The 12,386-nt window shown below is 69.7% G+C and carries 14 protein-coding genes and 1 pseudogene; 12 read left to right on the forward strand and 3 right to left on the reverse strand.

Annotation, left to right across the window (positions count from 1 at the left end; genetic code table 11):
* The first annotated feature begins 6 nt into the window (after positions 1-6).
* From rimI to AB0N66_RS20795, 5 genes are all read left to right on the forward strand, one after another.
* The gene (gene rimI / locus AB0N66_RS20775; RefSeq protein ID WP_365436921.1) at positions 7-489 is read left to right on the forward strand and encodes a ribosomal protein S18-alanine N-acetyltransferase; all 483 of its coding nucleotides are present in this window, start codon (positions 7-9) and stop codon (positions 487-489) included.
* A gap of 5 nt (positions 490-494) precedes the next feature.
* Positions 495-1,610 (forward strand): tRNA (adenosine(37)-N6)-threonylcarbamoyltransferase complex transferase subunit TsaD, encoded by a 1,116-nt coding sequence (tsaD, locus tag AB0N66_RS20780; RefSeq protein WP_365436924.1) that lies wholly within the window; start codon positions 495-497, stop codon positions 1,608-1,610.
* Positions 1,607-1,858 carry a hypothetical protein gene (locus tag AB0N66_RS20785; protein ID WP_365436927.1) on the forward strand — a complete coding sequence of 84 codons (252 nt, stop codon included), beginning with the start codon at positions 1,607-1,609 and terminating at the stop codon, positions 1,856-1,858. The genes tsaD and AB0N66_RS20785 overlap by 4 nt, the downstream gene beginning before the upstream one ends.
* A 151-nt stretch (positions 1,859-2,009) precedes the next feature.
* On the forward strand, positions 2,010-3,095 hold the full coding sequence (locus AB0N66_RS20790; protein WP_365436930.1) for an LCP family protein: 1,086 nt from the start codon (positions 2,010-2,012) through the stop codon (positions 3,093-3,095).
* A 35-nt stretch (positions 3,096-3,130) separates the two neighbouring features.
* Positions 3,131-3,310, forward strand: coding sequence for a hypothetical protein (locus AB0N66_RS20795; protein ID WP_365436933.1), 180 nt, complete (start codon positions 3,131-3,133; stop codon positions 3,308-3,310).
* Between the two features lie 37 nt (positions 3,311-3,347).
* Here the strand turns inward: AB0N66_RS20795 and AB0N66_RS20800 are convergent, their stop codons facing one another.
* A complete protein-coding gene (locus AB0N66_RS20800; protein ID WP_365436936.1) occupies positions 3,348-4,025 on the reverse strand; it encodes a helix-turn-helix domain-containing protein in 678 nt (225 codons plus the stop codon).
* A 52-nt stretch (positions 4,026-4,077) separates the two neighbouring features.
* Here AB0N66_RS20800 and AB0N66_RS20805 point away from each other — a divergent pair, with 52 nt between their 5' ends.
* Positions 4,078-5,565: an MFS transporter gene (locus AB0N66_RS20805; RefSeq protein ID WP_365436939.1), complete on the forward strand. Its 1,488-nt coding sequence runs from the start codon at positions 4,078-4,080 to the stop codon at positions 5,563-5,565.
* 40 nt (positions 5,566-5,605) lie between these two features.
* Positions 5,606-5,962 (forward strand): YciI family protein, encoded by a 357-nt coding sequence (locus AB0N66_RS20810; RefSeq protein WP_365436942.1) that lies wholly within the window; start codon positions 5,606-5,608, stop codon positions 5,960-5,962.
* Positions 5,963-6,151: 189 nt separating this feature from the next.
* Here the strand turns inward: AB0N66_RS20810 and AB0N66_RS20815 are convergent.
* Positions 6,152-7,306, reverse strand: a pseudogene (locus tag AB0N66_RS20815) (transposase); the annotation flags it as partial.
* Between the two features lie 28 nt (positions 7,307-7,334).
* Between AB0N66_RS20815 and AB0N66_RS20820 the strand changes: the two are divergent.
* Together AB0N66_RS20820 and AB0N66_RS20825 are read left to right on the forward strand one after the other, a co-directional pair.
* A complete protein-coding gene (locus tag AB0N66_RS20820; RefSeq protein ID WP_365436945.1) occupies positions 7,335-7,541 on the forward strand; it encodes an Arc family DNA-binding protein in 207 nt (68 codons plus the stop codon).
* Positions 7,542-7,570: 29 nt separating this feature from the next.
* Positions 7,571-8,857, forward strand: coding sequence for an RNA polymerase sigma factor (locus AB0N66_RS20825; RefSeq protein ID WP_365436948.1), 1,287 nt, complete (start codon positions 7,571-7,573; stop codon positions 8,855-8,857).
* Positions 8,858-8,867: 10 nt separating this feature from the next.
* Here AB0N66_RS20825 and AB0N66_RS20830 read toward each other — a convergent pair whose 3' ends face one another.
* Complete coding sequence (locus AB0N66_RS20830; protein WP_365437498.1) at positions 8,868-10,085, reverse strand: class I SAM-dependent methyltransferase; 1,218 nt, start codon at positions 10,083-10,085, stop codon at positions 8,868-8,870.
* A gap of 105 nt (positions 10,086-10,190) precedes the next feature.
* On the opposite strand from AB0N66_RS20830, the gene AB0N66_RS20835 reads away from it, so the two are divergent.
* The 3 genes from AB0N66_RS20835 (at position 10,191) to groES (ending at position 12,370) form a co-directional block, all read left to right on the forward strand.
* Positions 10,191-11,054 carry a polysaccharide deacetylase family protein gene (locus tag AB0N66_RS20835; protein WP_365436951.1) on the forward strand — a complete coding sequence of 288 codons (864 nt, stop codon included), beginning with the start codon at positions 10,191-10,193 and terminating at the stop codon, positions 11,052-11,054.
* The gene (locus tag AB0N66_RS20840; RefSeq protein WP_365436954.1) at positions 11,051-11,827 is read left to right on the forward strand and encodes a polysaccharide deacetylase family protein; all 777 of its coding nucleotides are present in this window, start codon (positions 11,051-11,053) and stop codon (positions 11,825-11,827) included. Before AB0N66_RS20835 ends, AB0N66_RS20840 begins: the two co-directional genes overlap by 4 nt.
* Before the next feature lie 234 nt (positions 11,828-12,061).
* Positions 12,062-12,370, forward strand: coding sequence for a co-chaperone GroES (gene groES / locus AB0N66_RS20845; RefSeq protein WP_266455850.1), 309 nt, complete (start codon positions 12,062-12,064; stop codon positions 12,368-12,370).
* The last annotated feature ends 16 nt before the right edge of the window (positions 12,371-12,386 follow it).

A 12,386-nucleotide genomic window follows, 5' to 3' on the forward strand; every position in this document is an offset into this window, starting at 1 on the left:
CGCGAGATGCGCTGGTGGGACATCGATCCCGTACTGGAGCTGGAGAAGGATCTCTTCCCCGAGGACGCCTGGTCGCGGGGGATGTTCTGGTCCGAGCTGGCCCATTCGCGTGGGCCGGAGGCGACGCGGCGCTATCTCGTGGCCGAGGAGGACGGGCACCTCTTCGGGTACGCGGGACTCGCGGCCTCCGGCGATCTGGGTGACGTACAGACGATCGCCGTACGCCGCGAGCAGTGGGGCACCGGGCTCGGCGGACGGCTGCTGACCGAACTGCTGCGGGCCGCGACCGCGTTCGAGTGTGCCGAGGTGCTGCTCGAGTGCCGGGTGGACAACGTCCGCGCGCAGAAGCTGTACGAGCGCTTCGGCTTCGAGGCCATCGGGTTCCGGCGCGGCTACTACCAGCCGGGGAACATCGACGCCCTCGTGATGCGCCTCAACGACCCTTCCACCTCAGTAAACGGCGTACAAGGAACCGAGATCAATGGTTGAGAGCAATGGCTGACGAACCGCTCGTCCTCGGCATCGAGACCTCCTGCGACGAGACCGGTGTCGGCATCGTCCGCGGCACCACGCTCCTCGCCGACGCCATCGCGTCGAGCGTCGACGAGCACGCGCGTTTCGGCGGGGTCGTGCCCGAGGTCGCCTCGCGGGCGCACCTCGAAGCCATGGTGCCGACCATCGAGCGCGCCCTGAAGGAGGCGGGGGTCGCCGCTTCGGACCTGGACGGGATCGCCGTGACCGCCGGGCCCGGGCTCGCGGGCGCGCTGCTCGTCGGGGTCTCGGCGGCGAAGGCGTACGCGTACGCGCTGGGCAAGCCGCTGTACGGCGTGAACCATCTCGCCTCGCACATCTGCGTGGACCAGCTGGAGCACGGCCCGCTGCCCGAGCCGACCATGGCGCTGCTCGTCTCCGGCGGTCACTCCTCGCTGCTGCTCTCGACCGACATCACGTCCGACGTACGGCCGTTGGGCGCGACCATCGACGACGCGGCCGGCGAGGCCTTCGACAAGATCGCGCGGGTGCTGAACCTCGGTTTCCCGGGCGGCCCTGTCATCGACCGGTACGCGAAGGAGGGCGACCCGAAGGCGATCGCGTTCCCGCGCGGGCTCACCGGGCCGCGCGACGCGGCGTACGACTTCTCCTTCTCCGGCCTGAAGACCTCGGTGGCCCGCTGGATCGAGGCCAAGCGGGCGGCGGGGGAGGAGGTGCCGGTGCGCGATGTCGCCGCGTCCTTCCAGGAGGCGGTGGTGGACGTGCTGACACGCAAGGCCGTACGGGCCTGCAAGGACCAGGGCGTCGACCACCTCATGATCGGCGGCGGGGTGGCCGCCAACTCCCGGCTGCGGGTGCTCGCCCAGGAGCGGTGCGAGGCCGCCGGGATCCGGCTGCGGGTGCCGCGGCCGAAGCTGTGCACGGACAACGGCGCGATGGTGGCCGCGCTGGGCGCCGAGATGGTGGCGCGGAACCGGACCGCCTCCGACTGGGATCTGTCGGCGGATTCGTCGCTGCCGGTGACGGACACGCATGTGCCGGGGCGCGGGCATTCTCATGACGACGCGCATTCTCACGACCACGTGCATGAGGTAAGCAAGGAGAACCTGTACCCGTGAGCGTCGCGCTGATGTGGGAGGCGCGGGCCGTCTCCGGGCGGGGCGCGGAGTTGCTCGACTGGGTGCGGGAGCAGGAGTTGGCGGCTCCGCCACTGCGTCAGGAGATCTTCCGGGCGCCGCAGGACCGTGTGCTCGTCATCACGTGGTGGGACGCGCCCTACGACGCCGAGCTGCCCGAACTGCCGGAGCCGGACGGTGAGTTGGTCGGCCGAGCCGTCCATCGGTGGCGGTTCGAGTCGGTGTCCTGACGCCTGTCCGGCATGCCTCCGTTTCAGGCTGGGCTTCCGGGCGTGACACTGGGCTGAGTTTTTCGCGTTCGGGTCTTAGGCACGCCTGAGAAGTCTGAGATTTTCCGAAGGAAACCCCAGAAGAGGTTCCTGCTCGTAATAATTCGGACTTATGTTCCTCCGCGTGACTTCTGAAGACGAGCGCGGGGACGACAACGAGGGCGTCGGGAGACGCGGGGGCCGGCGGCGTGGCCTGCTGAAAGCCGCCGGCATCGTGCTCGCCGGCGCCCTCGTACTCTCCGCCGCGGGGGCGGGCTGGATCTACTGGCACCTGAACCAGAACATCAGGAGCGTCGACATCAACAGCGCGCTCGGCGACGACCGCCCGCCGAAGGTCGTGTCGACCCCCTCGGCAGGCGCTTCCGCCTCGGCGTCCGCGACCCCGCTCCCCAGCGGGGCGCTCAACATCCTGGTCCTCGGCTCCGACTCCCGCAGCGGTGACGAGAACGCGGCGCTGGGCGGCGGCAGCAGCGCGGGTGCCCGCTCGGACACCGCGATGGTCTTCCACATCGACGAGGGCCGTACGGCGGCCACGGTGGTCAGCATCCCGCGCGACACCCTGGTCACCCGCCCGTCGTGCCCCACCTCCTCCGGCGGGACGACCTCGGTGGCGTACGGCTCGATGTTCAACAGCGCGTACTCGGTGGGCGGTCCGGTCTGCGCCGTGAAGACGGTCGAGTCGATCACGAACGTCCGCATGGACCACTTCATCGAGATCGACTTCTCCGGCTTCGCCGACCTCGTGGACGCGCTCGGCGGCGTCACGGTCACGACGGACGAGGACATCGACGACGAGGACAGCCACCTGAAGCTGGAGGCCGGCGAGCACCACCTCGACGGCGCCCAGGCGCTGGCCCTCGCCCGCACCCGGCACGGCATAGGCGACGGCAGCGACCTGGGCCGCATAGGCCTCCAACAGACGCTGGTGAAGGCCCTGTTGGAGCAGATCTCCGCGACCGACCTGCTCACCGACCCCGCCAAGCTCTACAAGGTCGCCGACACGGTCACCGGCAGCCTCACGACAGACACCGGCCTCGACTCGCTGACCGAGCTGATGAGCCTCGGCCAGAGCCTGAGGTCGCTGCCCTCGGACGCGCTCAAGACGGTCACGATGCCGGTGGTGACGGCGGCCTCGGACCCGAACAGGGTGGTGGCGAACGAGCCGGAGGCGAGCGAGCTGTGGGAGTCGCTCAGGTGACGGCGTGGCCCTTTCGGGGGACTGCTTACGCGGCCATGGGTATCGCCGGCTACCTGTTGATCGACAGGGAGGCTGCGGCTGTCACGGTGTATTCAGATCCGGAAGACGGCACATACCGCTCGGGTACCGCTCGGCCTTTCGGCGCCGCGATCGAGCTGCCCGATTCCGTCGGCTTCACCCTGGTCACCGAGAATCTGAAGGACTTCGCCGACTGAGCAAACTCCGGCAGCGCTCCAGTCAGGCCCCGGACGTCTAGGAGTCCCGCCGCAGCGCCCCGTCCACCACTGCCCGCAGCTGCACCGTCACGTCGTACCCCTCCGTCAGGTCCTCCCACCGGTCCGACAGGGCTGTCAGGTAGGGGAGTTCAGCAGCGTCCTCGTCCTTCAGCAGGGCGGGGAAGTGCCGCTTGCGGTCCGGCTCCGCCGCCCGGCGGTCGACGGCTCGGCGGAAGACGAGGTCGCCGTACACGCAGTACCAGATGGTGCGGTACGCGCGGACCGCCTCGTCGGGAGTGAGACCGCAGGCGACGGCGGAGGCGATGATCTCCTCGACCATCCACAGCGCGCCCCTGTCCGTGAGGTCGCCGAGACCCAGGACCTCGACCACCCAGGGCATGCTGCGCAGCACCGCGTGCATGTGGAGGGCGGTGGCGAGGGCTCGGTCGCGCGGGTCCTCGGGCAGCGCGGGGCGCGGGACCGTGGCCGCCATGCCGGACAGGGTGAGCATCAGCAACTCGTCCTTGTCGCGTACGTGGTGGTAGAGCGCCATCGGCGTCGTGCCGACCTCCTTGGCAACCCGGCGCATGGAGACGGCGTCGACGCCCTCCTCCCGGATGATCCGCCGGGCCACGTCGACGATCTGCGATGCCTCGATGCGGCGCGGGCGCCCCACTGTCTTGGGCCCGCGCTCCGCACTCCCTTTTTCTGCCACGGGAGCATTCTCCCCCGTTGAATTTCTATACGCGTATAGTAACCTGCCTCGCATGGTGAACTCGCAGATACAGCAAGCTCGTTGGCGAGCCGGGCTCATGCCCGTACTCCTCGCCGTGCAGTTCCTCGTCTCGCTCGACATGTCCGTCGTCAATGTCGCGCTGCCGGCCATCGGCAGCGACCTCGGATTCGGCGGCGAGTCGCTGACCTGGGTCGTCAACGCCTACGCGCTCACATTCGGCGGCCTGCTCATGCTCGGCGGGCGGCTCGCCGACATCGTCGGCCGGCGACGGGTGCTCATGGGCGGCTTCGCGGTCTTCGGCGCCGCGAGCCTCGCAGGCGGACTCGTCGGCTCGCCGGGGGAGTTGATTGCCGCGCGCGCCGTGCAGGGTGTCGGCGCTGCCTGTCTGGCCCCCGTCGCGCTCGCCCTCATCACCGCCAACTACCCGGCGGGGGCGGCCCGTTCACGCGCACTCGGGCTGTGGGGCGCGGCCGGTGCGGTCGGCGGTGCGGTCGGGGTGCTCGCGGGCGGCCTGCTCACCGACTGGGCGGGCTGGCGCGCGGTCATGCTCATCAACGTGCCGGTGGTGATCGCCGCCCTGGCGGTAGCCCGGTACGCCGTCCCCACCGACCGGCATACGGGGACGAGGGAGCGGCTCGACCTGGCGGGCGCCCTGCTGGTCACGGCCGGGACGACCGCACTCGTCTTCGGACTGGTTCGCACGCAGGCGTCCGGCTGGACGGCCGGACCGACCCTCGGCACCCTCGCCGGGGCGGTCCTGCTCTTCGGCGCCTTCGCCATCACGGAGGCGCGCGTACGGCGCCCGCTGCTGCGACTCGGGATCCTGGCCGGTGGCCCGGTGCTCGCCGCTAACGTCTTCACCCTGCTGATGTCGGCGGGCCAGATCGCCGCCTTCTACTTCACCTCGCTCTACATGCAGCAGGTGCTCGGGTATGGGCCCACGGCCACCGGGTACGCGTTCCTGCCGTTCTGCGCGGGCATCGTCGTGGGCTCGGCCCTCGCCACCCGCCTGATGGGGCGAGTCGGCGCGCGGGCGCTGCTGGTGGCGGGCGGGCTGCTGGGCGCGGCCGGGTTCGCGTGGTTCGCGCTTGCCGTGGCGGTCGACGGAGGCTTCTGGCTGTCGGTGCTCGGGCCGTCCGCCGTGGCGAGTGTCGGCATCGGGATGTGCTTCGTACCGGTGGGGACTGCCGCCACGACGGGGGTGGCCGCGCCAGAGACCGGGATGGCCTCCGGGCTGCTCAACAGCTCGCGTCAGGTCGGCGGAGCCGTGGGGCTCGCGGTGTTGGTCACGGTCGCGGCGAGCGCGACGGGAGCCGGTCCCGCAGGGCGCGTGCAGGGGTTCTCGGCGGCCTTCTGGCTGACCTCCGGGCTGCTGGCCGCGGCGTCCGTGGCGGCCGCCGTGCTGCACGGGAAGCCGCAACGGCGGCTGCGACCTGCGAAAACGCTCCCTGGGGAAGAAATCTCGAAAGTTTCCGGAGACAGTGTCGAGACAGGCGTCTCCCGTTCGACGCATGAGTGAGAGGCAGGGACTGTCCCCGCCCGCTGCTGAAGGAGTCACCATGCCGCGTTACCTGTCGATGGTCCGTATCGACGAGGCCAATGCCCCCGCCGAGGGCCCCAGCCCCGAGCTGATGCAGCGGATGGGGGAGCTGATCGAGGAGATGACGAAGGCGGGCGTGATGCTGGACACCGCCGGGCTCACGCCCACCTCGCAGGGCACCCGGGTCCGCTGGGAGAAGGGTGAACTGACCGTCACCGACGGCCCGTTCACCGAGTCCAAGGAGGTCGTCGGCGGCTACGCGCTCATCCAGGCCAAGGACAAGGCCGAGGCGATCGAGTGGACCAAGCGCTTCCTCAGGGTCCACGAGGAGCACTGGACGGTCACGTCCGAGGTGCGGGAGATCGCGGAGGGCTGAGCGGTTCCTTGGCCTACGGCCGCCGGGTGTCTGATGGGGGGCTTTGACATCCTCCCCCTCTTGACAGAGGGGGATTTCAACCCAGGTGGGTTGAGGTTCACGGGCGTTCGAACGGCGGGTGGCCGTTGTCGCCCCTCCGGCACGGGTTGAGCGCCCGGGGCTTGCGCCCTGTCCTGCCGCGACGTTGGTTGCTGCATTTGTGTCTGCGTTGCAGGTGAAACCGCAGGACGAACAGACGAACTCGGCTTGGCTCTTGCGCGAGTTCTTGTCGATCCATCCGCATTCGCTGCACCGCAGGGAGGTGTAGGGGGCGGGGACGTCTTCGACCCGGTGGGGGGCCTTGTGTTCGGTGCGTTGCCGGAGCAGGCCCCATCCCTGGGCGAGAATCGCCCGGTTCAGCCCGGCCTTCTGGCGGACCCGCTTGCCCGGCTCCTCGACGGTTCCCTTCGCTGAGCGCGTCATGTTTTTGATGTTCAGTTTCTCGAACCGCACCAGATCGTAGGTACGGGCGAGCATGGTGCTGTTCTTCTCGCACCAGTCTTTGCGGCGGTTCGCCTCACGGGCTTTGAGTTTGGCGACCTTGGAATATTCGGCCGTCTTGGCGGGGCTGGCCTTGGGGGCGCGTGCGGCCCTGCGCTGGTGCTTGCGGATCTGCGCCCGCTCCCGAGTTGTGAACTGGGGGCAGTTGAGGTTGCGGCCGTCCGACAGTGCGGCAGTGATCTTCACGCCCCGGTCGATGCCGATGACCTCACCCGTACCGGGTGCGGCGATCGGCTCGGGGATGATCGCGAAGGCGACGTGCCACTGGCCGTTGCCGAAGGTCACACGGAAAGTCTTCGCCTGCGGCAGCCCGGCGCGGCTGAGGCGGAACCGGACCCAGCCACATCCGGGCACCTTGACCTGAGCCCACCTGCGATTGAGCCCCTGCACCACGACTGACCGGTTCATGACCTGCTTACCGGTCTTCGGACTGATCCTTGCCGTGCCGTCGTCGTTGAACTCCGGAACGCGGTCGGTCCCGATGACCCGAAAACCCTCATGCGTGAACTTCTTGCGCCAGGTCGGCTCACCGAACCCCGAGTTGAACTTCGCGGCCTTGGCCTTGGCGAAGTCCTTCAACGCCTGCTGCTGCACATCCGCGTTCCCCGACGCCAGCCAGTCATTGTCGCGGCGCGCTGCGGTGAGCTGCTTGCACTGTTCCGCGAAGCCCGGAGCGGCCTTCCGGCCCTTGGACCAGTGCGAATGCTGCTCGACGGCAAGGTTCCACACGTACCGGGCGGACGCACAGTGTTCGAGCATCTGCTGCTCCTGCTGCGCGTCGGGGTATATCCGGAACCTGGCCATGGCCCCACGCTAGCCCTACAATGGGGCCATGAACAAGCTGAACGTACGCCTCCCCGACGAACTCCGCGAACGGCTGGACACCCAGGCGGCTGCCGACCGGCGGTCTCTCAACTCCGAGATCATCTACCTGCTTGAGGTCGGGCTCGCCACCGTCTACGTGGACACCGAATCGCCCGGCGGCGATTCGGCTATACCCGCCCTGCTCCGCAGGGGCTCGCATTCACCCCGGCGCTAAGGGACCGGGCAGCCTGCGAGGAAACTAAGGTGAAACAGCAGCCCCCCATCACCGCGCCCGTGTCCGACGCAGCCGAAACCGTGGAGACGATCTTCCGGATCGAGTCCCCGCGCGTCATCGCCGGCGTCACCCGCATCGTCCGCGACGTCGGCATCGCTGAGGAGCTGGCGCAGGACGCCCTGGTCGCGGCGCTGGAGCAGTGGCCGCGGGACGGGGTACCGGACAACCCGGGCGCCTGGCTCACGGCCACGGCCAAGCACCGTGCGATCGATCTCGTACGCCGCCGGGAGCGGTATGCCTCCAAGCTGGCGGAGATCGGGCGTGACCTGGACACGACCACTCCTTTCGAGGAACCCGCCGACCCGGACGACATCGACGACGACCTGTTGCGGCTCGTCTTCACCACCTGCCACCCGGTCCTCTCCGCCGAGGCCCGCATCGCGCTCACCCTTCGGCTGCTCGGGGGCCTGACCACCCCCGAGATCGCCCGTGCCTTCCTCGCCCCCGAGGCGACGATCGCCCAGCGCATCGTGCGCGCCAAACGGAAACTGGCGACGAAGGGCGTCGCCTTCGAGGTGCCGTACGGCCCGGAGCGGGAGGCGCGCCTCGGGTCCGTCCTCGAGGTCATCTACCTGATCTTCAACGAGGGGTACGCGGCCACCGCGGGCGAGGACTGGCTGCGCCCCGCCCTGTGCGAGGACGCCCTGCGACTGGCCCGCGTGCTGGCCGAGTTGATGCCCAAAGAACCCGAAGTGCACGGCCTCGTGGCCCTATTGGAGCTCCAGGCGTCACGCGCGACCGCCCGCGCCGGTCCGTCGGGCGAGCCGGTCCTGCTCAAGGACCAGAACCGCCGCCGCTGGAACCGCATGTTGATCCGCCGAGGCTTCGCCGCCCTGGGCCGCGCGAACGCCGTCACCACCACGGGCCCCGGCCCGTACGCCCTCCAGGCCGCCATCGCCGCGAGTCACGCGCAGGCGTACGCGTACGAGGACACCGACTGGCGACAGATCGCCGCCCTGTACGGCCTCCTGGCCGCCCGATCCCCGTCTCCCGTGGTCGAGTTGAACCGCGCGGTCGCCGTCTCGATGGTGGACGGCCCGGCGCCCGCCCTGGAGATCATCGACACCCTCACCGCCGAACCCGCCCTCCGCGACTACCACTTGCTGCCCAGCGTCCGCGGTGATCTGCTCGCCCGGCTCGGGCGTACGGCTGAGGCGCGGGCGGAGTTCGAACGGGCGATCGCGCTGACGCGCAACGAGCAGGAGAGGGAGCTGCTGCGGGCGCGGATCCGTGAGCTGGACCCGCCGCAGTCCTGAGACGCCGAGGTCAGACCGTCAGCGGGTGCCCCACCAGCATCGTCGGCGCCCCCGCGACCCGGGTCAGGAACACCGTCGCCGAATGCGGACCCTGTGCCTTCGGCAGAACCTTGCGCCGCAATTCCTCCGGCTCGACGGCCGACCCCCGCTTCTTCACCGTCAGCACGCCCACCCCCCGCTCCCTCAGCAGCGCCTTCAACTTCTTCACGCCGAAGGGGAGTTGATCGGTGATCTCGTAACCGGCGGCGTACGGGGTCGCACGCGCCTTGTCCGCCGTGATGTACGCGATCGTCTCGTCGATCAGCCCGCCGTCCAGCTCCTCGGCCACCTCCGCGACCAGATGGGCACGGATGACGGCGCCGTCGGGCTCGTACAGATAGGGCCCGACGGTTCGCACCGCCGGGTCCGGCAGCCCGCGTCCCCGCACCTCGCGCGGCCCCGGCAGCAGTGTGGCCCGCACCAGCCCCGGCTCGGTGCCGAACCACAGCACCGCTTCCTTCACATCGCCGCCGTCCGAGATCCACTCGGCTTCCGCCTCTGCGGGAATCGCCTCGTGCGGGATACCGGGAGCGATCTTCAGGGCGGCGAGGGGAGCGTCCGAGGCGGCGCCGACGGCCCACGACAGGGGCGGTGAGTAAGCCTCCGGGTCGAAGATCCGGCCGCGGCCTCCCCGGCGCCCGGGGTCCACGAAGACGGCCTCGTACGCGGACACGTCCACCTCGGTGACGTCCGCCTCGCGCACCTCGATCAGGTCCGCGAGGCCGAGCGCGTCGGCGTTCGCGCGCGCCGCCGCCACGGTCAGCGGGTCCCGGTCGACGGCGAGGACCCGGATCCCGGCGCGGGCGAGCGCGATCGCGTCACCGCCGATGCCGGAGCAGAGGTCGGCGACCGAGCGGACGCCGAGGGTGCGCAGCCGCTGCGCGCGATGCGTCGCGACGGTCGTACGGGTCGACTGCTCCACCCCGTTGGGGGTGAAGAACATCCGCTCCGCGTCCCCGGCCCCGAACTTCGCCGCTGCCCGCTGTCGCAGCCGCGCCTGCCCGAGGGCCGCCGAGACCAGTTCGGCGGGGTGCTCGCGGCGCAGTCGGGTGGCGACGGCCAGTTCCCGCGCCGGATCGGTGCCGCGCACCTCGTCGAGCAGGGCGCGGCCCTCGGGGGTGAGGAGGTCGGCGAAGGAGGCGAGGGGGGACGGCGGATCCAGGTCGTTCACCGGGCCATTGTGGGCCAGTCGGTGGACGGTGTGCGTCCGGCCGCGGTGTCGTGGCCTCGTACGGGCTCTGCCCTGCGAGGATCCGGCGCCATGCGATCAGTAAGACAAAATTACAAAAACGGTATGAAATTGACGGCTGCCCGCGTCGGCATCGCCGCGCTCGCCCTCGTGACCGGCTGCGCCGGCGGCGCCGACTCCAGGTCCGTGAAACCGGCGCCAGGCCGTCAGGCGCCGCCCGCCCTCGACGCCGCCGCCAAGCTCCGCCTCGCGAAGGCCGCACAAGCCGCCGCGGTCAAGCGCTGGGGCCTGGCCAGGACGCCGCTCGCCGCGCCGGCGCCCCCGGCGAAGAAGCCGGTCATCGAGTTCCGCGACGGCTTCGAGGTCGAGGACGGGGAGGATCTGCCGCCGGTCTTCACGACCATCCCCACCAAGGACAAGGTCATCTTCCTCACCATCGACGACGGCGCCGAGAAGGACCCGGCGTTCCTGCGGATGATGAGCGACCTGAAGATCCCGTACACCGCCTTCCTCAGCGACTACCTGGTCAAGGAGGACTACGGGTACTTCCGCAAGATGCGCGACCGTGGCGTCGTACTCAACAACCACACCCTCCACCACCCCTACCTGCCCGGACTCTCCTACGAGCAGCAGAAGCGCGAGATCTGCGGCATGCAGGACGTGATGAAGAAGCAGTTCGGCAAGCGCCCGACGCTCTTCCGCCCGCCGTTCGGCAACTACAACGAGGACACCCTGCGCGCCGCCAAGTCCTGCGGTATCAAGGCCGCCCCGCTGTGGAACGAGGAGATCTTCGTCGACCACTGGGAGTACCGCGAGTGGGACCGCGATCTGCATCCCGGCGACATCGTCCTCACCCACTTCCGCGGCAAGGAGGACTGGAAAGGCACGATGCCCGACATGGTCCGCCGCTTCATGAAGATGGTGACCGACAAGGGGTACGCGGTGGCCCGCATCGAGGACTACTTGTGAGACCGCGGCCCTGCGGGATCGTCGCCGGACTGCTCGCCTGCGTGCTGCTGTCCGGCTGCGCCCAGTCCGTCGACCCGATCGAACGGCTGGGAAAGAAGGCGGCGCACGAGGTGAGCAAGGCGCGCTCGCACGGGCCGACCCTGGCGACGTACCGCCGCTGGGGGCTGTCCGTGCCGCTCGCCCCCGCACCGAAACCGTCCGCCCGGGCCGCGCCCGCCGCGGGCCCGGGCCTCGCGCCGGTCGTGGACCGCGTGCCCACCCGCGACAAGGTGGTCTTCCTGACGTACGACGACGGTGCCGAGCGCGATCCGCGGTTCGTCGACATGGTCCGTGAACTGCGGCTGCCGGTCAGCATGTTCCTCACGGACAGTGTGGTCGGGCCGGGGTACGGGCACTTCGCGCGGTTGCGGGCGGTCGGTGCGACCGTGCAGAACCACACCCTCGACCACCCCTCCCTGCGAGGCCTGCCGTACGTCGGCCAGCGCGCCGAGATCTGCGGCCAGCAGGACAAGCTCAAGCAGCGCTTCGGCATCCGCCCCCGCTTCCTGCGGCCCCCGTACGGGACGTACGACACCACCACGCTGCGTGCCGCCGCGGACTGCGGGATCGCGGCCGTCGTACGAGGGCGGGACGCCGGCGACGACGCGCCGCTGCAGACCGGCGACATCCTGTCCGGCTTCGACGAACCGAACCTCACGGAGGCGACGGTCCGACTGCTGCGCCGGGTCCAGGCGGAGGGGTTCACGGCGGCGCGGCTGGAGGACTACCTCTGACGTATTCAGGGGTATCCGCGGGCATCCAGGGGCTGTGATTTTCACGGGTCGCCAGGCGCCGCGTTGGCACTCCGCTTGACCGAGTGCTAATCGCAGTCATAGTCTCGGGTCTGGCACTCCCCCCTGGAGAGTGCCAATGACGACAGGTAGATCCGGCTCCCGCGACGACGGGTCCACCTGGTCGCCACCTCAGACAGTTAACCCCGTGAGATCTCCGAAGGGGGAGGTCGGATCGTGACGACCACCAGCTCCAAGGTTGCCATCAAGCCGCTCGAGGACCGCATTGTGGTCCAGCCGCTCGAAGCCGAGCAGACCACGGCCTCTGGCCTGGTCATCCCGGACACCGCGAAGGAGAAGCCCCAAGAGGGCGTCGTCCTTGCGGTGGGCCCGGGCCGTTTCGAGGACGGTAACCGTCTTCCGCTCGATGTCGCTGTCGGCGACATCGTGCTGTACAGCAAGTACGGCGGCACCGAGGTGAAGTACAACGGCGAGGAGTATCTCGTCCTCTCGGCTCGCGACGTGCTCGCGATCATCGAGAAGTAATTCACCCCGGTTCCCA

Origin of the sequence: Streptomyces sp. NPDC093544 (assembly GCF_040683495.1) — a bacterium.
In the GTDB taxonomy this organism is placed as follows: Bacteria; Actinomycetota; Actinomycetes; order Streptomycetales; family Streptomycetaceae; genus Streptomyces.

Bases quoted from the DNA above. Each gene is read 5' to 3' on its own strand.
- rimI (WP_365436921.1), top strand. From the start codon at position 7: ATGCGCTGGTGGGACATCGATCCCGTACTGGAGCTGGAGAAGGATCTC.
- tsaD (WP_365436924.1), top strand. From the start codon at position 495: ATGGCTGACGAACCGCTCGTCCTCGGCATCGAGACCTCCTGCGACGAG.
- AB0N66_RS20790 (WP_365436930.1), top strand. From the start codon at position 2,010: ATGTTCCTCCGCGTGACTTCTGAAGACGAGCGCGGGGACGACAACGAG.
- AB0N66_RS20795 (WP_365436933.1), top strand. From the start codon at position 3,131: ATGGGTATCGCCGGCTACCTGTTGATCGACAGGGAGGCTGCGGCTGTC.
- AB0N66_RS20805 (WP_365436939.1), top strand. From the start codon at position 4,078: ATGGTGAACTCGCAGATACAGCAAGCTCGTTGGCGAGCCGGGCTCATG.
- AB0N66_RS20810 (WP_365436942.1), top strand. From the start codon at position 5,606: ATGCCGCGTTACCTGTCGATGGTCCGTATCGACGAGGCCAATGCCCCC.
- AB0N66_RS20820 (WP_365436945.1), top strand. From the start codon at position 7,335: ATGAACAAGCTGAACGTACGCCTCCCCGACGAACTCCGCGAACGGCTG.
- AB0N66_RS20835 (WP_365436951.1), top strand. From the start codon at position 10,191: ATGAAATTGACGGCTGCCCGCGTCGGCATCGCCGCGCTCGCCCTCGTG.